We start from the raw sequence: 20,332 nt of genomic DNA, 5'->3' as shown, positions 1-20,332 counted from the left end.
AGTGCATGGAGATAATGAATTGAAAGTTTATGAGTATTTAAGAAATAATAGAAAAGAATTAGAATATTTTTTTGAAAATATATTTTTGGGAAAAAGTAAGAATAGTGTTTGTAAATTAATTGAAGAACTTGATAATAGCTATGTAAATGAAAGCATTAATAACAGTGAAGTTGATCAAATACATAATATAATAAGCTTGTATATAAATTTAAAAGAATTATTGAATAATGTTTGTGAATTTAATATTTCTTTAGAAAAAACGATTATTGACATATATAGAATATTTAAAGAAGATTCATATAATCAGTTGTTAAAAAATCCTTATATTTTATGCGAATTTTTAGAAGAAGATTTTAAAGTGGCGGATAAGTTGGCTTATTATTTAGAGTTTGAAGAAGGAAGTGAATTAAGAATTAAATCTGGTATATTGTGCTTTTTTAAGAAAGATATTGTGAGTAAAAAAGGGCATATGTATATAAAACGAGATTATATGATTCCAGGAGTATGTTATTACATAAACAAAAATAATGGATTTAACAATTACAATCCAATAAGTGAACAATATATTGAAGAGTATATTGATATTCTAATAGATGAAGAGATATTTATTGAAGATATAAATGAAAATAAAGAAGGGATTATTTATTTAAAAAAGTATTATGACATCGAGAATTATATAGCAAATAATATAAAAGAAAGATTAAATTTCTCTTATACTAAGAATTCTATAAATGAGATCGCAAGTGTTTGTATAAAAAAATATAATTTGACAGAACAGCAAGAAGGAGCTGTGTTATTGGCTTTAAATAATTCAATTAGCATAATAACAGGTGGGGCAGGAGTAGGAAAAACGCAAGTTATAACTGCACTATATTCAATAATAAAAGAAATAAATGAAAGTTTAGTAGTAGAAATATGTGCGCCTACAGGGAAAGCTGTTAGTAGAATTAATGAAGTGAATGATATTAATGCAAAAACAATTCATAAATTATTTAAAATAGGTAGTAAAAGTGAAGAAAATAATAAAGTTATTGCAGATTTTTTAATAGTAGATGAAGCATCAATGTTAGATGAAGAAATATTTTATAAAATATTAAGTAATACAGATATATGCACACAAATAGTATTAGTTGGTGATATTAATCAATTATCAAGTATAGGTGCTGGGCAGATTCTAAAAGATTTGGTAAAAACAGATATAATTTCCCAATTTAATTTGTCAGAAGTTCACAGGCAAGTAAGAGATAGCTTAATATTAAGAAATTCACAAGCAATTCTTAATAATGAAGAAGTAGTATTTGATGATAATGAATGTGTATTTATACAAAGTGATATTGAAAACATAATATCAGATATTGTAGGAATATATGAAGATATAATGTCTGACTGTAAGTACTATATAGAAGATATTATGTTATTAACTACTATTAATTATAATCTTTTAGGTAGTAATGACTTAAATAAAGTAATTCAAAAATGGTATCAAGAAGATTTTAATGATAATATAAAGCAAATTAATAAAGGTGATAGAGTTATTCAATGTATTAACGATTATGAAAAAAATGTTATGAATGGTGAAACTGCATTTGTAAAGAGTATTATAAAAAATGACGAGGGAACAATTTATAATTTAGATTTTGGATATAAACAAATTCAATATGATCAGTTTATGATTGATCAATTAAAACCTGCATATGCTCTTACTATACATAAATGTCAAGGGAGTGAATATAACATAGTTATTATACCAGTTTTAAATGAAAATATGTTCAATGCAACACGAAACTTTATGTATACTGCTATAACAAGAGCAAAAAAGAAAGTTATATTTGTAGGGGATATGGAGGTATTTAGAAAAGTAATTACAACAAATGATAAAATAAGAAATTCAATGTTAACTAATAAGTTAGAAAATGAGTTAATACCTTAAAAAAATTTTTTATTTATGGAGGACATATGGATAACCAAGAAATTTTAGAAAAGTTATTTGGATATAAAGCAAATCAATATAAATTGCTTGGAAGTGAAACTGTTGAAGATAGAAAATATTATATTTGTGCATTGAAGGATGAAAAGTATTATTCGATGATTTTAATGAAGAATTTAGAAGAAAGAGGTTCTGATTCAAAGTTAAATTTTATTCTTGATCATGAAAGATTAAATGATAAGGTAATGAAAATAGCTGATATTCAAGTTTATGAAAAATGTAAAGGACAAGGATCTATTTTAATGAAATATGCGATTAATTATTTATGTACAGAAACAGATATTAGAATTATAACAGGATTTTTATCACAACAAGACGCTGATCATTTTGAAAGATTAGAACATTTCTACAAAAAATTTGGCTTTCAAGTTTCATTTGCAGTAGATATGCAAGGAAATAAAATAAGTGGTAAGATTAAGAAAATAATTAAATAGAAAAAATTAAAAGGACAAGAATAAATCTTGTCCTAAAATAATTCATTTATCAGTGAAATTACATCTTCATCTTCAGCATTAGAAGTAGCAGGCTGTGATAGCGATAATGTTAATCCATCTTTTGTTAAGAGTCGTTGTAAGATAATTTCAATTCTACTTTCTAAGTCATCATCATTATTCTTAGATGAATGCATATCCTTTTCAACTAAGTTACAAATATAATTACTAATATTATCTTTTGTTTTTAAATACTCATAAATACTTTGTTTTGATCTACTGAAGCTGATAGAAATTTTATTTTTGGACATTTTTTATCTCTAAAATTTTTAAATAAGATAAGCAATTAGAAAATTGTGCATCTTCTGCAATAAGAGCATTTGGATACAATGATAATATATACTTTTTAAGCAATATAGATCCACCACCAATAAAAATTAAATCAGTATTATTGTAAGATATATCTCTACTCTTTCCATAATTAATTATGGAGCTTACATGACCTGAAAGCATAGATTCAATTTTAGTTTTACTTTGTGAGATTATTTGACCGTTTATCTTTAAATGACCATCCTTCAATATTTGTTCAACATCATCATCACTAATCATAATTCCAAAAGTAGAAGTTAATTTTTCAGATATTTTAGCTCGCAATATATTTACACCTGAGTTTGCTATAACCATAGAATCCAGCATGGGAATCAATTTTTTATATGTACAAAATGTTGTATTAAGTGAACCAATATCAATGATTGTTACTTTTTTTTCTTTATAAATACTTGAATTGCTATATATTGGACCTATCGCCTCAGGACATAGTGTTACTGAAATTATTTTGAATGAATAAGGCTTTGAATTTACTAATAAGTTAAGTACTTTATCAGGTGACTCTATAAAGTATTTATATTCATTTTTTAATTCCTTATTCTTATAAATATTTATAGGTGTATTAACAACTAAATAAATTTGAGGAATTTCAGAGTCAATTTTTAATTTATCTATTATTCTGCATATTGCAGTATAAATAGATATAATATGTTCTTCATTACATTTGGTTATATCAAAATTGCAAGCAGATTCTGATAACATGTCACCAATTAAAAATGTCTCACCTAAGAATTTAACCAAAAATGATCCAGGTGTTATATCAACGCCTAAATTGTTGACTTTTTTTACTTTAGTTCTAAATTTTACTTTTATTATTTCTCCATTTATTTTTGTAATTGCTTTTGTGGTATGCTTTCCTGTATCTATTGCAATATATAAATTTTTCATTTGTTTTTCCTCCATATGTTATAAAAAATTATGTTTTATATATTATAGATTTATTTATGCGAAATATTACTACAAAAGAGCACTATATATGTTTAACGAGTACGAAAAAGTAAGAATTGGTAGTGTAAATAAAAATATACGATTTAAATATTGACCAAATGAAGATTTAAAAATAGTAATAGACTATGTTCAATAGAGAGTTTTTACTTCATCGTGTAAAATTTTAAATATATAGTTTGAATAGGGTATACCATATTTAAATTATTTATAAATTAAGATATTTGTTCAATTAGACCTTTAATATTAATAAATGAACAAGTATTTTGATATTTTAAGAACTTAAACGAATAAAAATGTTAGGAGGAAGTATGATTATGGATGTTGCTTATATAAGAATATCAGATTCAACCCAAAATGAAGCAAGACAAATAAAAGCGATGGAGGATAGAGGAATAGAAAAAATATTTTTGGATAAATGTAGTGGGAAGAATACCAATAGACCAGAATTAAAGAATATGCTTGAATTTATAAGAGAAGGAGATAATCTTTATATTGAAAGTTTTAGTAGACTTGCAAGGAGCACAAAAGATTTATTGGATTTAGTAGAACATATTACAACAATAAAAAAAGCTAACTTGATATCTCTTAAAGAGAACATAGACACGCAAACTCCATCTGGAAGAATGATGCTGGGGATAATTGGTAGTATATATCAATTTGAGAGAGAATGTTTATTAGAGCGTCAAAAAGAAGGGATAAGAATAGCTAAAGAAAAAGGTATATATAAAGGAAGAAAAAAAATTGATTTTCCTAATGAATGGAATGATATTTATAGTAAATATAAATTAAGAGAAATTACAGCAACAAAAGCTATGAAAATGTTGAAATTAAAAAGAACTACTTTTTATAAATTGAAAAGGGAATTTGAAGAAAATAGATGTGATATTAAGAATATTTAAGCTATATACACAATAATTACTTAAAAAAAATGAGTAATGTTGACTACAGTATATAGCTTTTTTATTTTGATTTTTTAGGAAACAGGGGGAATAGTTATGGAAAATAAGTTATTAGAAGTTAATGGTAGAGAATATGTTCCAGGTATAAAAATTCAAGATTTTGCATCTCGAGGACGTGTTTCTCGAATAAAAGGGAGAACAACTAATAGAGTACACCATCTTTTAAGTGATTTAGAGACAAATATATTTTATTTGCTTGACTTTGAAGAGAGAATAATAGATATAAAAGAACATTATCCATTGATAGATCTTCATGAAGTAGTTGAGGACCTATCAGATATTAAACTGAAAAAGTTCACTGATAAAAAGACGGGAGAAGAGTATATATTTACAACTACTTTTGTTGTTACATTAAAGGGTGGTTGTAAAGAAAAATACATAGCTATATCAGTTAGAAACGAGACAGAATTATATAGAGATTTATTGTTAGAGAAGCTTGAAGTAGAGAGAAGATATTGGAATAAAAAGAATATACGATGGTCTGTCATTACTAATAAAGATATTCCTATTGTTAAGATAAACAATATAAAGTGGTTATATTTAGGAGGGGTAGATATTAGAGGCAATGAGGAAAATTACATTAAAAATGTAATATCGAATAAGATAATATCCAATAAATGTCCTATAAAAGAAATATTGGATAATGTTGATAAGGAATTATCATTATCTTTAGGAACATCATTAGCAATATTTAAAAGAATGATAATTAATAATGAAATTACTATAGATTTATACAAGCCAATTAACATTGATATGTTATCAGATAAATTACAGATTAATTATAAAGATGGAGAGGTAGAAAAGCATGTATTGTAGCTTAAACGTAAATAGTCTGATAAAAATAAATGAAGATGAGAAGGAGATACATAGAATTTTATGGGTTTCAGAAGATGCAGATGCGGTTTTTTTAATAAATATATTTGATAAATCGTGGCCCCATGAAGTTAAGTTATCTGACTTTGCTATAGATATAAAGGAAAATAGGGTTAAATTCATTACAAATGAAATTTATAATAGAGTAATTAATGCAAATGAGTTAAGTCAAAAGGATATAAATAAGAGAAATAAGGCTTTTAATGTTATTATGGAATTTTATCAATATATAGGAGAACCAAATATATTTATAACATCTGAACGTAATAAATATATGAATAAAGTTATAGAGAAACATGAAATTAGTAGAAGAACAGCAGAAGATTACATAAAAAGATATTGGAAGCGTGGGATGACTCCAAATTCATTACTTCCTGATACTTATAAATGTGGGGGTAAAGATAAAAATAAAGCAGCAGGAGAATTAAAGAGAGGTAGACCGAGGGTACATGGTGAAAATAACGGAATTAATGTAGATGAAAATATTAAAAAGATTTTTAGAACATCAATTAACAGATTTTATAATAATCAAAACAAAAACTCACTTACTACTGCTTATTATTTAATGTTAAAAGAGTATTTCAGTGAAAAAATAATAAATGGAAAAGAAAATAGTGAATTAATTATTAAGGATAGAAAAAATATACCATCATTAGCTCAATTTAGATATTGGTTTCATAAGGAGCGAGATTTGAAGAAAGAAATTACAAGTAGAAATGGTGGAAGGGTATTTTTTCAAAAACATAGTGCTGTACTTAATACTGTTAATGATTTAGTAGTAGGGCCAGGCATGGAATATCAAATTGATGCTACTATTGGTGATGTATATTTAGTTTCAAGGTTTAATAAAGAATGGATAATAGGTAGACCTGTAATTTATATTGTTATAGATACATATTCTCGTTTAGTTACTGGAATTAATGTTACATTAGAAGGACCATCATGGGTTGGAGCAATGGGAGCATTAGCAAATGCTATGACTGGAAAAGTTCAATTTTGTAAGGAATATGATATTGAGATAGAGGAAGATGAATGGCCATGTAAGTATATTCCTTATTCAATTATAGGAGATAGAGGAGAAATAGCTGGTTTTAATGCAGATTATTTAACAGATAATTTAGGAATTAAAGTATCTAATACACCTCCATATTTTGCCCAATGGAAACCTATTGTAGAACAGCATTTTCGATTATTAAACTTAAAAACTAAACCATTAATGCCAGGTGCTATAAATCCAGACTTTAGATTGCGTGGTGCAAAAGATTATAGGTATGATGCTATTTTAAATATAAAAGAGTTTACTAAGGTAGTTATTTTATCCATCTTATATCATAATAACCATAATGTATTAAAGGGATATAGAAGAGAAAAAGGAATGATTCAGGAGGATGTTCTTCCAATACCAATCAATTTGTGGAATTGGGGAATAAAAAATAAGAGTGGTACATTGAAAACTGCATCTGAAGACTTTATTAAACTTAGTTTAATGCCAAGAGATAAAGCAACTATAACAGAAAAAGGAATTAAATTTAAAGGAATTTTTTATAGCTCAGTAACTGCAATAAAGGAAGGATTATTTGAAATTGCTCGTTCAAAGAAAAGTGGGAGAATTAGAATAGATGTAGCTTATGATCCACGAAATCTTAATAATATTTACTGGTTAGATAGGAGTGGAGAAAAGTATGAAAAATGCTTTTTATTAAAAAAAGAATATAGATATTTAGATAAAACAATTGAAGAAATTGAATATCTTAGGAAAAAAGAATTATTGATGCTTAAAAATATAGAAGTTGATGAAGTTGAGAAGAGAATAAATTTAATTGAAGAAATAGAAATGGTAGTGAATAAAGCAAGGGAAGAAGCAAAAGATATTAAATTAAATAGTTCTAACCTTATAGGAATAAGAGCAAATAGAAATGCAGAGAAAATTGTATGTAGAAAAGAAGACGCTTTTGTTATAGAAGATAGTGTAACAATGGAATCTGCAAATATAATACAATATCCCAAATTAGAAGATGGAGAAGATGAAGATATGATGTTATTAAGAAATAAACAAAAAGGAGAAAAATTAAATGAATAATAATTTTACTGTTGATGCTTACTATAATGAACAGTTAGTTAATGAATATAGAGGGAATCCTTTTATAGAAGCCCTTCCACCAATATTTAATAAAATAGATGTTATAAATAAAATAGCGTGTTATCCAGAGTTTAATACAGAAGAAAGAAACTATGATGATCATATTAGATTACATTTAATTCAGAGGGTATTTCAATATTTTCAACCATTACCAGTACATTTGGAATTAGAGAGCAGAATATCACGAATTATAAGAACTGGATATGTAATGAGAAATCCGCTTAAGTCCAATTATATTAAAGAATTAAATAATGGTTATAAAGATATTTTAAATAAACAAATTACAACAAATAATTATGTAACAACTTCGAATGGTTTTTCACTTATAGGGGTAAGTGGGATGGGTAAATCTACTGTGTTATCAAAAATATTGAATACTATACCTCAAGTGATTTTACATACAAAATATAAAGAAAAACCATTTTGTATGACACAATTAACTTATTTAAAGATTGATTGTCCATTTGATGGGTCACTTAAAGCACTTTGTTTAGAGTTTTTTTCAAGTGTAGATAGAATATTATCAACAAATTATTTTGAAAAATATAGTATGGCCAGATTGTCAGCAAATGCAATGTTGCCTATAATAAATCAAATAGCAAGAAATATTGGATTGGGTTTACTTGTCGTTGATGAAATACAAAACTTAAGTTTGGCCAAAAGTGGGGGCTCAGAGAAGATGCTAAATTATTTTGTTTCTCTAATTAATTTATCAATTCCAGTTATATTGGTCGGTACACCTAAAGCAATGCCAATATTGCAAGGAGAATTTAGACAAGCTCGTAGAGGTCAAGGAGATTTTGTATGGGATAGATTAAAAAAAGATAGTCAGTGGCAATTATTAATTGAGGGATTATGGGACTATCAGTGGGTTAGAAATCCACAACCATTAACAGAAGAAATAAGTAATGTATTGTTTGATGAATGCCAAGGAATAATAGATATTTGTATTAAACTATTTTTTATGGCTCAAGTAAGAGCCATATCTTCAAGGAAAGAGACTATTACTTCTAAGCTAATAAAAAAAGTAGCTGATGAAAATTTAAAATTGGTAAGGCCTATGCTACAATCATTAAAAAATGGAGGTAAAGGGTTATCTTTATATAATGATATTATGGTATTAGATGTATCTAATTTTATTAATAATGAACAAAATCAGATTAATCTAAATAACACAATAGAACAATTTAAAAAGGTAAAAGAAGAAAAAAATAACATACAAAGTTTTGATTTAAAAAAAGAAGTAACAATTAAGCTTTTAGAATTGGGATTTGAAGAAGATGAAATAAATGTGTATCTGGAGCAGGTTATTGATATAGGAGAAAAAGATATTAATAAGCTTACACGAACAATGTTAAATTTACTTATGAAGCCAGAGAAGAAATTTATAAAAGAAACTACAAGACTGAAAAAAGTTAAAAGTAGAATTAGTGATGAAAATGATATAAGATATATAGCCCAAAAGTGTAAAAAAGAAGGGCAATCAATATATAGTGGATTAAAAAATAATAATTATATAAGTGATTTTGATAGTTTATTAGCGGAGGTTATTTAATTATGGCTACATTTTTTCCTACACCATATGAGGGAGAAACTTTCTATAGCACTATTTCACGATATCATATTTATAGTGCAAATTTAAATTCTAAAGATACATTGAGAGATTTATTTAATACTACATCAGTAACAGCAGGTAGAGAACTACCTGCTAATATTGATTTATTATTAAAAAATATACCTAATAATCATTCATTTACAACAAATGATATCATTTTTAATAATACTTTATATAAATACTATACTTGCTTTTTAACAAAGGAAAAGGCAGATTATATATATAATTTAATGGCTAATGGGAACGGATCGTTGATATTTGCTTCATTAGGAATGTGTGGAAATAAAATGAAAAATGATTTCTCGTTAAAATATTGCCCAGAATGTGTTAAAAGCGATAGAAGTGTATTTGGAGAGGCATTCTGGCATTTAAATCATCAGATTCCAGGAATTTTTATATGCCCAAATCATATGTGTAAATTATATATTTGTAAAAAATCTACTGAAGTAAAGAATAGGCAAGAATATTTAAATTTAGAATTTAGCATAGGAAATAACGATGAAAGCATCGTTGGATTTAATAATATGATGATAGAGCATCAAGAGAGATTTATTATGAATTTAAATAAAATTATGAATGAAAAATATCAGTTTAAAGAAATGAATTTTTTTAGGGAATATTACTTAAAATCATTAATAGAAAAAGGAATGGCTGAAAGTAGAGTAAAAATTTATCAACAAGATTTATTAAGAGATTTTAAGGGTTACTATAGTGAAGATTATTTATCTCTTTTAGGTTGTAGTTTTGACTTAAATGATAAATATAATTGGGTAACAACTATTACAAGAAAGCATCGAAAGAGTTTTCATCCAATACAACATTTGCTAATGATTGAATATTTAAATATTGATATTGATGAACTGTTTGATTCTGAATATATGGAAGTTAGAAAAGATAATAAGCGTTCTGATAAAAATGATGAAGAGAAAAAAATATTTAGAGAAAAGTGGTTGGAATTAAGAAAAAAATATCCTAATAAGAATATAAGTTTTGTAAGAAAACTTGATTTTTCTACTTATAGATGGTTGAACAAATACGATAGAAAATGGCTTACTGATAATTCTCCTAAAAAGAATGGTTGTATGAATAGTAAAAGAATTGATTGGCAAAAGAGAGATGAAGAAATATTAAGTAAAGTTAGGAAAGCAGTAAAATCTATTTATAATAGCAAGGAAAAACCAGAGAGAGTTACTGTTGGAGCCGTTGGAAGGAAAATAGGAAAGATATATTTATTACAAAAATCCTTAGATAAAATGCCTATGACAAAAGAGTATTTGCAGAAAAAGTGTGAATCAGTTAAGCAATTTCAGGATAGAAGAGTTAAGTGGGTAAGAGAAAATGTGACTATCAATGGAGAAAGTGAATGGATTGTAATGAGAAAGGCAGGAATTAGGTAAATTTTATTATGGATGTTAAGTAAAAATTTACAAAATAACATAAAAAATGCTATAATGTTGACTATAGTATTTTACATGCAGGGAGAAAAAAAGATGAATGTTGATGAATGTATAGAAAGCTTAGATAAATTAGAAATAAAAAGAAAAGCAGATTATTCAATTTGGGGATATTTATATCAGTTTGATTTAACGTTATATGATATGTTATGTCATGGTACAAATGATGATTTATTTAATGAATTGTATAAAGATATACAAGTAATATATCAAGTTGAAGTTATTGAAGATTATATAAAGAATTTTACTTTATTAGATAAAAAATATGTTCGATTAGCACAAGTTAAATATTCATCAACTACTAAAGAATTTAAATATTGGGACGTAATTCTTGATTTATACTATGATTACTTATATTTATCAAATTGTTCAACAGAAAAAGTAGATATAAAATGTGGCATCTTTTTTAGTACTGCTAAAAAAATTGATTTTAGTAAAAAAGATATTGAGATAGAAGGTAGAAAAGTAATAAATAATTTTATAGAAACAATAAATACAGCTGCCATAAGTGAATTAGAGGATGATAAATCAGATGGCGAGAATAGTGAGAATCATTTAAAAAGAGTGATAGAGGTTATAAATAAATATCATTCTGATGAAGATTTAGAATTTTTTTTGAAAAATAGCTTAATTATTTCTTGGACTGAAAATAGATTAAATTTAATCAACCTTATAAAAAAAAGATTAGATGATGTGTTTAAGGATGAGTTTTCAATATTCCCAGAAAAAGAGAAAACAGATATTCTTTATTCAGTTGCAATAAATTTTATAATAAATGAGTGGCAAAGCAAAAAGAAGAAAAAAGATATTAGAAGGATAACTATAAGTGATGTGATAACTCATATAAAGGAAATTTGTAATAATGAAAATAACATTGCTTATAATTTAATCAAATCCAATATTATAAAAGCAATAGAAAAGGTAATAGAAGAGTTCATATCAAAGTTAAAACGTGAAGGAAAAGATGATAATGAGATAGAGGAGTTGTTGAAAGATAGTTACTATAAATATGCTGATAAATTATTTGAAGAACTTGGATTAATGCTAAAGGATAAATCAAATAGGTATAAGTTGGTAAATACTATATCTATGGAGGATACTGTAAGTGAGGAAGAATACTATAAATTCAACTTAATTGAAGAATATGGGTATTTGTCTACGAAACAACCTTATTTAAAATCATATGTTAAAAGAATATTAAAGTTTATTGATGATAATGTTAAAAACAAAGTTTATGATATAAATAATATTGATATTATGCTGAATTTTCAAACTGAAATAATATTATTTGAACATCCAAATGAAAAAAGAAAGTGTGTGTTATTACCCAAAACATATGATAATCCTGAATATGAGCATGGAGTTATTTTAGATAGAATAATAAAATCAAATATAAAGCCTAAAGTATGGTATTTTGATAATTTGGATATTGGAGATACTGTATATGATTTAGATATATGTAAGCCAGAACAAATGGATGTAGATATAAAAGAACCATATAATAATCATTATTATATAGAATGTATGGAATGTCTTAATCAAAATAATCCTTTTGATAATAGTAAGGTTAATTGCATATTTTGTGAGAGGTGTAATAAAAATGGACAAGATAAAAATAGAAAAACTTTTGGTTAGTTATGGTTTCAATAAATCTAAACTAATAATAGGAAGAGATACCGAAGTATTTAGTGAAGTGTTTATCAAAGATAATAAAGAAGCATACATACTATTTGAAGGATTAATCAATGTAGAATTAATAGATAAGTATCAAAAAAAAATTCTTTGGTTTCAAAATTGGAGTGATAACGAAATTCTAAGATATAATATAAATCTCTTAATTCCATATAAATCTTCACAAGTTAATAGAGATGAAGTTAATAAATATATATTTAAATTTGAAAGAGATTCACATATTTGTAGGAAAATATTCTTAGATTTAGATAATGAGAACTGCATTGACTTATTACCGTTTAATAAGATTAATTTGAGCAAAAGTGATGTGAATTCTAATAGTTTAAAAAAAGAACTTGTAAAAGTTTTACATACAGATAATATTTATCAAGAGCTTATAAAAGAAGATTTTGATTTAGAATTAATAAAAAAAGAATTGTTAAGTAAGTAGGTGCTTTGATATGAAGAATTTATATATTAAGAAGGTTTATATTAAAAATTTTAGGGGATATGAAGGCGAGAAACAGTTCGATTTTACAAGTAATAATAAACCCAATAACTTAATTTTATTATCTGGTGCAAATGGGTATGGAAAGACTTCATTATTAGAGGCTATAGAATGGTGTTTAACTGGAACAGTAAAAAGAGTTTATAATGATTACATAAAGAGATGTCCTACTTCAAAAGAACAACAAATCCAGGATTCAGACAAAGGATTAATTAAAAATACAAATAGCATAGACAATGAAATTTATGTGAAACTTAATATACTTTATAAGGAAAAAGAAATGAATTTAAAAAGAGAGTATATTGTAGTTGATAGTGAAGTTGAAGGATTAAAACTTAATTTCATGCCAGACATTGAAAGCGAAGATGGAGATATTAGAGAAGAATTGAGATCATATCTAATTGATACGATAGAAAATTTCTATGATAATTTTATATGCTCATACGATAAAAATGTCGAACTTTATTCAAAAGGAAGAAAAGAGATATATGAAATATTTTCTTGTTTGTACACAGAATTTAAAGAAGCAAATATTATTAAAGATAGATTAGTTACTATTAAGGAAAATTTATTGGAAGAAAAATTGAATTCAGAAAAAGAAATGGAGAAAATTATTTCTGAAAGGAATAAATATGAGAATTTAAGTAAAGAAATGGAAGGGATAAATTCTGATTTAAGAGAAGAATACCCTAAGAATAGAGTATTTAATGAAGAAGTTGTTACACCTTATGAATTTATTGAGAACACTAATATTGATTCGCAGAAAAATTTAAACAATCAGATAGCAATTTTACAGAGCATATATTATTTGAAAATTAAAGATAATACAGAAAAATTAAATTCAAAATTAAAGTATGAATATAATTTAATATTATTAGAGCAATTAGAAAATGAATATAATTCGAAGTTGCATATAATTGAAAAAATGAAAGGAATAAACATTCGAGAAATTAAAGAAGAAAAAGATAAAAGTGAAATCCTTTATAATAAGGTAAAGAATTCATTATCATTAGATAATATAGAGATTATTTTAGATGAAATAATTCAAGAAGACAAAATAAAGGAGTTTATAGGTAAGGGTAATATAAAGATCTTATTAGAATATAAAAACAATATAAAAAGTAATTTAGATAAGAAAAGTTTGTACAATGAAAGAAAATCATTATATGATACAAATAGCCCTGTTATGCTCGTAATGAGGTATATAATAGATAATACTGATACATTAAAAGAGTATAGAAATGCAAACAATAAATGCCCTGTATGTGGAAGTGAAGAATTCAAAAATAGTGAAATAGGTACTATTGCAAAAACTTTTTTAGGTGAAAAAGATATAGAAAGACAAGAAATTATAAAAAAAATTAAAACTATAGAAATGGAAAATAACAATATATTAAAAAAAGTTAGTGGTTTATTAACATCAAAATTTCAAGAGTTGATTAAATATTATGACGACATTTTGGAGTTAAATAAAGAATTGGATAATATATACAGTATATGTATGTTACTAAATATGAGTGATATTAATAAAGAGAAAATTTTAATACAAAAATTATTCTATGAGCAAGAAATTAAAGGGTTGAAAATTGATAGTTCTTGCGAGGAACAAACAATAAACAGTTTAGAAATGCTTGATTTACCTTCTATAGAAAAATTTAAAGAAAGATTAAAGGGATATGCTACACTCAATATAGATGAGCAGGTAAAATTATTAACTAAGATCATTAAAGAATTTGAAAATCAAAATATAAAGTTAGAAAACATATCAGAAGTAAATATTGAAGAGGAGGATTTGAAAAATATAGAAACTAAACTGAATATATGTAAGTTCATTAATTGTTTAATTAATAAAAATAATGTTTATCAGCAAATTATTGAATTTCAAAAAATTGAGAAAGAGAAACAAAAAGAAATTGGTGATATAGAAAAGCAAGTGACTAAATTAAAGAGTATTATAAAGGAAGTTAATAAAACAATCAAAGATAATGAAAAGAAAGAAATAGAAAGAATAGCAGAACCATTGGATAAGATATATCGTAAAATTACGAGAAATACAAATATAAAAGAAATAAGATTAAAGAGAGGGAATGGACAAAAATTATCTGAGTTGGAAATTATAGATTCAAACGATAAACCACTTCCATTTGGAAATATTTTAAGTGCAGGTCAACTTTCAACACTTTCAATATCTATTTTTTTATCTAAGGCGTTGTTAAATGATGGTAACTTGAAGTGTTATTTAATGGATGAACCAATACAAACAATGGACGATTTAAATATAATATCATTTATTGATTTAATTAGGTTTGAATTAGAAAATGATGAAGATGAGAGATTTATTGATCAATTAATTATTTCTACTTGTGACAATGATTTAGAAAAATTGATAATGCATAAAATCAAAAGTTTTAATATTCCAATATGTAATTATAATTTTCAAGGTCAAGGAAGATATGAGAGGGTACTTTAATAGGTATATATATTGAAATTTTATAAAGTATACTGTTAAGTATGTTTTTGTTATATTTCGTTATTAAAAATTAACAATCATATTAATTATTATGGTTATTATGGAATTGGCGTAACGAAGGAATTGGGAATTGAGCAAGGTATAAATCCAATACATTATAAAAGATTATTAATTTAGATATGAATATTAAATCGAATCTATGTATGATAATAAAAAAAATCCCCATCTAATAAAAAACCTCCCCAACGTCATAAAAAAGTTCGGGAAAAATAGATAGGGAATACGCCCCGCAGGGAGTTCTTAAGAACAAAATGCGGGGCTTTTTTGCGTCTAAATCAAGATAAAAATCAAATGAAATTTCAAGTTAAAAGCATGAAAAGCTTGCAAGGATTTATTCCTGTAGCTATTCATGTTTTTATTCATTTGCCTCAGAAAATATAGATTCGAGGCAAGAGAAAGAAGAGAGAAAACCGACGCGAAGCCTTGAAATATAAGGATTAAGGTAGAGTGGAAAGAGAGGGGAGCAAGAGCAAGAAAAAGAAGAGGCTTGATAGAATTAGTGTAAGAATAAGCGCAATAAATTGGACGGATTGTATTGAAAGTGAAACATAAGTTTGATATAAAATTGGAAAAAGAAAAGATGTTGTAAGACTGTTTTATGCCTGATATTTTTGGGGAGCTTTATTATTATTCTGAAATTTTATCTGATTTTTAACCTGTGGATAAGTCGGGAAAAAGGGCGATTTTTGCGTGGGGATTATTTTTTTATACTTTTTTTGGAATTGGGGCTAAGGCGTGATTTTTACTTGGATAGTGAATTGAGAATGGTGTGGGGGACTTTTTTTTGAGGAAACATTTAAAGGCTTTAGAGCATTTATATATTTGACTATATTGGACTAGCATTAAGTTAGTTCGTTAAGATATAGCACACGTTTATTAGAGATAATCTAATTGACGTGTGCTATTTTTTATATTTTAAAAGGTATAGATAAGAAAATTCTTATCTAAGGACAGTTCTCGGTATATAAGATAATATATTAAATTCTATTGATATGATGAGAGTTATCTTTTTTGCGTTTAAATAGAGATTCTAATGTTAAAATAATAAAGCTCAATATAGTTGAAAGTAAAACATTCAAGAAAGAAAATTAAAAGCTTTATGTCGTTCCAGATAAGAACAATTTATATATAGAAGATGAAAGTAGAACAAAACTTAATAGAGTAGAGATATAATATAGATAAGAAATATACTATTATATTTAATGATGCTATTTATGAATATAAAGCAATAATATATAATAAAAATATAGACACAATCAAGAAAAGGTCAAAATATAATTTTAGAAAATTGATATCGAAAGCTTAATTTTTATGATAAACATCTAGTTATTTTTATGAATCGTAGATTTAAAATACATAATTTATTTATATTAATTAGGAGCTTATTATGTATCAGTTAGATGGACATGTGCTAGTTTTATAGGTGTCTATAAGAAAACAAAACTAAATAGGAATAGAATACCTTACTATGAAGTGATATTAAATCTACCTTGAAAGGATAATTTATGAAAAAATATATTAATAAAAAGCGCTATATAATATTAATAGCCGTATTAGTGTTAATTCTAATACCTTCAGTATTTTACGGTATAAATTATTATAAAGATTCTGAAGAAAGCTCCATGGTTATAAAAGATAAAAATGGATTCTGTATTGAAAATGGAGTACTTTACGCTTATGTTGGAAAAAACGAAGAAATCATCATACCTTCAAATGTAACAGAAATTTATAGTAATGCATTATCTGGGGATTATAATCATGGGATTAATCTAAAAAAAGTTACGATACCAGGAACAGTGGAAAGAATTGATGACCATGCCTTTGCTTTTACTAATGCAAAATATATTTATATAGAGGAAGGCGTTAAAGAGATTGGTTCAAATGCATTTCAAGATTCATATATTAAAGAAATACATTTTCCCTCTAGTATAGAAGAGATAGGGGAGTTAATAATGGATACTGAAGAAGGTCTTTATGATACAAAGATTTATATTGAAGAAGATAGTGCAATTCATGAATATTTTAAGAAAAAAATGCCTTATGGAGACGTAGAAATATGCTTTGAAAATTAATGATCCTTTAGAATTAATAATAAAGAAATTTTATCTTTACTATTAATTCTAAAGGATATACTTTTATATACTTCTTTGCTTACGTAATAATTGAGCATTTAATATCATAAAAACTGTTGAGAATAATATTAATACTAGACAATCTAGCCATATTGAAGAGAAGCCATTTCCTTTAATCATTACCTCTGTTAATGCATTTGTTGTATAGTATAAAGGCACCGCGTGTCCAACCATGTTCCAACCCTCAGATAATGTAAATAATCCACATAAGAATATTTGAGGAAGTATAATTATCGGTATAAATTGGACCATTTGAAATTCACTATTAGCTAAAGTAGATAAAAGAATTCCTAATGTTAACGCTGATATTGCAGTTAATAAGCAAATTAAGAATACATACCATATGCTACCTACCACAGTTAACTTTAATATATATACAACGAAGAATGTAATTAATGATGTTTGTAGAATAGCTAAAATACTAAAGCCTAATACATATCCGATAATTATTTCATTACGACGAATTGGTGTTGACAACAATTTTTCAAGAGTACCTGATGTTCGTTCAGTTAAAAAATTAATTCCTGCTATAAGAAAAACGAAGAAGAACACAATTACACCTATAAGTGGTGCACCAAAGTTATCAAATTCAGATGAGTCCTCATTACCATATATATAGTTTGTCTTATATTCTGGTTGCATAAATGCTATATTTTTCTCTTTTACCATTGATTCTAAGTTTGATAATCCACCACCTTTAATTATAGACAATACCTTTTTTGCATCAGAAGCATTACTACCATTAATATCAATATTTATTGTAGATGAATCATCACTAAATTCTATTGCAGCAATAACTTTATCTTCTTTAATAAGATCTTCAGCTTCATCTTTACCTATGTTAATAACCTCTACATTATAATTATCATTATCCTCTAGATCCTTAATAAATTCATTTGGTGCATTTATTATTCCGATATTATATGTAATACCATCATAATCAAGTATATAATATACTAAAGTAAGCATTAGAAGAGGTGCTAAAAGAACAAGGGCGATAGTTCTCTTGTCATTAAGAATTTGTTTTATAATTCTAGAAGTTAATGCTCTAATTCTCATTATCATCACCACCCTTAACAGTCTTATTATTTTCCCCATAGTAAATGAAAGCATCTTCTATATTAGTTGTTCCAGATTGCTCCTGAATTTCTTTAGGGGTACCTGTTGCTATAATATGTCCTGCTCTCATCATTGCTAGATAATCACACTTTATTGCTTCATCCATAATGTGAGTAGTAATTAATATTGTAACACCTGATTGAGAAAGTAATTTTAATTCCTTCCAAATACTTTTTCTTAAAACAGGATCTATACCAACGGTAGGTTCATCTAATATTAGAATCTTTGGATTAGGTAATAAAGCAATAGCTAGAGAAAGTCTTTGCTTCATACCACCAGAAAAAGAATCTACTTTTTTACTTAAATGATCAAATAAATTAACTATATTAGCAACATAAGATATTCTTTTCTCTAAATCATTCTTTTTTATATTATAAAGTCTTCCAAAGAATTTTAGATTTTCATAAGCAGAAATTGTTGGATAAAGAGCTGCTGATTGAGCCATATATCCTATATAAGATAAAACTTTTATATTAGGAACCTTTTCGCCTAATATACGTATATCACCAAAGTCTGCATTAGATATCCCAGCTATAGTTTTTACTAAAGTCGTTTTACCACATCCAGAAGGGCCTAAAAGCCCATATATAGTTCCCTTTGGAATGTTTAATGATATATCAAATAAAATTTGCTTTTTTTCATAGGATTTATTTATATCTTTAATAGATATATAGAATTCATTTTTCATAAATAAAGTTCCTTTCATAATAGTAGTTTGAATATAACTAGCTAGTATTATATTATTAATTATAGATATATTAATTTAGAATAAAATAGTCAATTTCATCAAATTTGTTGGAAAAAGAGGTATAGAGATGAATAAAAATTCAGAGGAAACTAAAGAAAGAATAAAAAAGGCATTTATAAAATTATATAAAGAAAACAGAATTGAAAAGATAACTATATCTCAATTAACAAAGGAAGCAAAAGTATATAGAGGTACTTTCTATTATTATTATAAGGATATATATGATTTACTTGAACAAATCGAAGGAAGATTCTTTAAGGAAGTCATCGAAGATGTATTTGGAGTAATAGAAGGAATTTTATCTGGTGATATTGAAAAGAGAGCAGTAGAGATAACAGATCATTTTAAAAAATATGAAGAAATTATGACACTATTTTTTGTAGACAAGCCAAATTATATATTAATTAGAAGACTTAAAGAAGCTGCAAAATCTAAGATATTAATGATACTTGGAATAAACAATAATAACTTATCTAATGAAGATAAATATATTTTAGAGTATATTTCAAGTGCTCAAGTTGGAATTATTACAAAGTGGATAGAAAATAAGCGAGATATTGATACTGTTAAGTTAGCAAGAATAATAAAAAAAGTAAATTTATTGGGACCAGTAACTAGTTTAAAGAATAATTCTATTAATAAGTAAGATACAGTCTTAAGAATAATAATATCATAAATTCTCTTTATATATTATCTATTTAGGATTTCCTTATATCTTTAATAGATATAAGGAATTGTCTTTGCTAAGACTCTACTTTAATATTTTTAACAAAGTAAAATGTTCCAAAACTATTTGTAATCATTTACAAAAATGTATTTAAAGCATTGTA

The 20,332-nt window shown here is 25.7% G+C and carries 16 protein-coding genes and 1 pseudogene; 13 read left to right on the top strand and 4 right to left on the bottom strand.

Translation table 11 applies throughout. The features are described from left to right. Positions 1-19: 19 nt before the first annotated feature. Entirely contained in the window at positions 20-1,930 is a 1,911-nt protein-coding gene (locus tag CM240_RS06210) for an AAA family ATPase (protein ID WP_044037477.1), read from the top strand. A 26-nt stretch (positions 1,931-1,956) separates the two neighbouring features. Continuing rightward, a complete protein-coding gene (locus tag CM240_RS16830; RefSeq protein ID WP_051483729.1) occupies positions 1,957-2,421 on the top strand; it encodes a GNAT family N-acetyltransferase in 465 nt (154 codons plus the stop codon). Positions 2,422-2,453: 32 nt separating this feature from the next. Here the strand turns inward: CM240_RS16830 and CM240_RS06200 are convergent, their stop codons facing one another. Together CM240_RS06200 and CM240_RS06195 are read right to left on the bottom strand one after the other, a co-directional pair. Then, positions 2,454-2,729 (bottom strand): hypothetical protein, encoded by a 276-nt coding sequence (locus CM240_RS06200; protein WP_044037475.1) that lies wholly within the window; start codon positions 2,727-2,729, stop codon positions 2,454-2,456. Continuing rightward, complete coding sequence (locus tag CM240_RS06195; RefSeq protein WP_044037473.1) at positions 2,716-3,693, bottom strand: ParM/StbA family protein; 978 nt, start codon at positions 3,691-3,693, stop codon at positions 2,716-2,718. Before CM240_RS06195 ends, CM240_RS06200 begins: the two co-directional genes overlap by 14 nt. Before the next feature lie 374 nt (positions 3,694-4,067). On the opposite strand from CM240_RS06195, the gene CM240_RS06190 reads away from it, so the two are divergent. From CM240_RS06190 to CM240_RS06150, 10 genes and pseudogenes are all read left to right on the top strand, one after another. After that, positions 4,068-4,652: a recombinase family protein gene (locus tag CM240_RS06190; RefSeq protein WP_044039789.1), complete on the top strand. Its 585-nt coding sequence runs from the start codon at positions 4,068-4,070 to the stop codon at positions 4,650-4,652. Between the two features lie 96 nt (positions 4,653-4,748). After that, positions 4,749-5,528, top strand: coding sequence for a heteromeric transposase endonuclease subunit TnsA (locus CM240_RS06185; RefSeq protein WP_051483728.1), 780 nt, complete (start codon positions 4,749-4,751; stop codon positions 5,526-5,528). After that, positions 5,518-7,665, top strand: coding sequence for a Mu transposase C-terminal domain-containing protein (locus CM240_RS06180; protein ID WP_044037472.1), 2,148 nt, complete (start codon positions 5,518-5,520; stop codon positions 7,663-7,665). Before CM240_RS06185 ends, CM240_RS06180 begins: the two co-directional genes overlap by 11 nt. Continuing rightward, on the top strand, positions 7,658-9,280 hold the full coding sequence (locus CM240_RS06175; protein ID WP_044037470.1) for an ATP-binding protein: 1,623 nt from the start codon (positions 7,658-7,660) through the stop codon (positions 9,278-9,280). Before CM240_RS06180 ends, CM240_RS06175 begins: the two co-directional genes overlap by 8 nt. Before the next feature lie 2 nt (positions 9,281-9,282). Beyond that, complete coding sequence (locus CM240_RS06170) at positions 9,283-10,737, top strand: TnsD family Tn7-like transposition protein (RefSeq protein WP_044037468.1); 1,455 nt, start codon at positions 9,283-9,285, stop codon at positions 10,735-10,737. Positions 10,738-10,830: 93 nt separating this feature from the next. Continuing rightward, on the top strand, positions 10,831-12,429 hold the full coding sequence (locus CM240_RS06165) for a hypothetical protein (RefSeq protein WP_044037466.1): 1,599 nt from the start codon (positions 10,831-10,833) through the stop codon (positions 12,427-12,429). Continuing rightward, on the top strand, positions 12,395-12,916 hold the full coding sequence (locus CM240_RS06160; protein WP_044037465.1) for a hypothetical protein: 522 nt from the start codon (positions 12,395-12,397) through the stop codon (positions 12,914-12,916). The genes CM240_RS06165 and CM240_RS06160 overlap by 35 nt, the downstream gene beginning before the upstream one ends. Before the next feature lie 10 nt (positions 12,917-12,926). After that, a complete protein-coding gene (locus CM240_RS06155; protein WP_044037463.1) occupies positions 12,927-15,443 on the top strand; it encodes an AAA family ATPase in 2,517 nt (838 codons plus the stop codon). A 51-nt stretch (positions 15,444-15,494) separates the two neighbouring features. Beyond that, positions 15,495-15,620, top strand: a pseudogene (locus CM240_RS18210) (abortive infection system antitoxin AbiGi family protein); the annotation flags it as partial. Positions 15,621-17,008: 1,388 nt separating this feature from the next. Continuing rightward, positions 17,009-17,575, top strand: a complete 567-nt coding sequence (locus CM240_RS06150; RefSeq protein ID WP_044037461.1) for a leucine-rich repeat domain-containing protein — start codon at positions 17,009-17,011, stop codon at positions 17,573-17,575. Positions 17,576-17,638: 63 nt separating this feature from the next. Here the strand turns inward: CM240_RS06150 and CM240_RS06145 are convergent, their stop codons facing one another. Both CM240_RS06145 and CM240_RS06140 read right to left on the bottom strand, forming a co-directional pair. Further along, positions 17,639-18,694, bottom strand: coding sequence for an ABC transporter permease (locus CM240_RS06145; protein WP_044037459.1), 1,056 nt, complete (start codon positions 18,692-18,694; stop codon positions 17,639-17,641). Then, a complete protein-coding gene (locus CM240_RS06140; protein ID WP_044037458.1) occupies positions 18,684-19,442 on the bottom strand; it encodes an ABC transporter ATP-binding protein in 759 nt (252 codons plus the stop codon). The genes CM240_RS06145 and CM240_RS06140 overlap by 11 nt, the downstream gene beginning before the upstream one ends. Before the next feature lie 127 nt (positions 19,443-19,569). Here CM240_RS06140 and CM240_RS16825 point away from each other — a divergent pair, with 127 nt between their 5' ends. Next, positions 19,570-20,148 (top strand): TetR/AcrR family transcriptional regulator, encoded by a 579-nt coding sequence (locus CM240_RS16825; protein WP_051483726.1) that lies wholly within the window; start codon positions 19,570-19,572, stop codon positions 20,146-20,148. The last annotated feature ends 184 nt before the right edge of the window (positions 20,149-20,332 follow it).

Origin of the sequence: Clostridium bornimense (assembly GCF_000577895.1) — a bacterium.
GTDB lineage: Bacteria > Bacillota > Clostridia > Clostridiales > Clostridiaceae > Clostridium_AN > Clostridium_AN bornimense.
Note: the sequence above shows the minus strand (reverse complement) of the source record. Positions and strands in the feature narration are given on the sequence as shown.

Excerpts from the sequence above, each read along its gene's own strand:
- CM240_RS16830 (WP_051483729.1), top strand. The coding sequence starts at position 1,957 with ATGGATAACCAAGAAATTTTAGAAAAGTTATTTGGATATAAAGCAAAT.
- CM240_RS06200 (WP_044037475.1), bottom strand. The coding sequence starts at position 2,729 with ATGTCCAAAAATAAAATTTCTATCAGCTTCAGTAGATCAAAACAAAGT.
- CM240_RS06195 (WP_044037473.1), bottom strand. The coding sequence starts at position 3,693 with ATGAAAAATTTATATATTGCAATAGATACAGGAAAGCATACCACAAAA.
- CM240_RS06190 (WP_044039789.1), top strand. The coding sequence starts at position 4,068 with ATGGATGTTGCTTATATAAGAATATCAGATTCAACCCAAAATGAAGCA.
- CM240_RS06185 (WP_051483728.1), top strand. The coding sequence starts at position 4,749 with ATGGAAAATAAGTTATTAGAAGTTAATGGTAGAGAATATGTTCCAGGT.
- CM240_RS06180 (WP_044037472.1), top strand. The coding sequence starts at position 5,518 with ATGTATTGTAGCTTAAACGTAAATAGTCTGATAAAAATAAATGAAGAT.
- CM240_RS06175 (WP_044037470.1), top strand. The coding sequence starts at position 7,658 with ATGAATAATAATTTTACTGTTGATGCTTACTATAATGAACAGTTAGTT.
- CM240_RS06170 (WP_044037468.1), top strand. The coding sequence starts at position 9,283 with ATGGCTACATTTTTTCCTACACCATATGAGGGAGAAACTTTCTATAGC.
- CM240_RS06165 (WP_044037466.1), top strand. The coding sequence starts at position 10,831 with ATGAATGTTGATGAATGTATAGAAAGCTTAGATAAATTAGAAATAAAA.
- CM240_RS06160 (WP_044037465.1), top strand. The coding sequence starts at position 12,395 with ATGGACAAGATAAAAATAGAAAAACTTTTGGTTAGTTATGGTTTCAAT.
- CM240_RS06155 (WP_044037463.1), top strand. The coding sequence starts at position 12,927 with ATGAAGAATTTATATATTAAGAAGGTTTATATTAAAAATTTTAGGGGA.
- CM240_RS06150 (WP_044037461.1), top strand. The coding sequence starts at position 17,009 with ATGAAAAAATATATTAATAAAAAGCGCTATATAATATTAATAGCCGTA.
- CM240_RS06145 (WP_044037459.1), bottom strand. The coding sequence starts at position 18,694 with ATGAGAATTAGAGCATTAACTTCTAGAATTATAAAACAAATTCTTAAT.
- CM240_RS06140 (WP_044037458.1), bottom strand. The coding sequence starts at position 19,442 with ATGAAAAATGAATTCTATATATCTATTAAAGATATAAATAAATCCTAT.
- CM240_RS16825 (WP_051483726.1), top strand. The coding sequence starts at position 19,570 with ATGAATAAAAATTCAGAGGAAACTAAAGAAAGAATAAAAAAGGCATTT.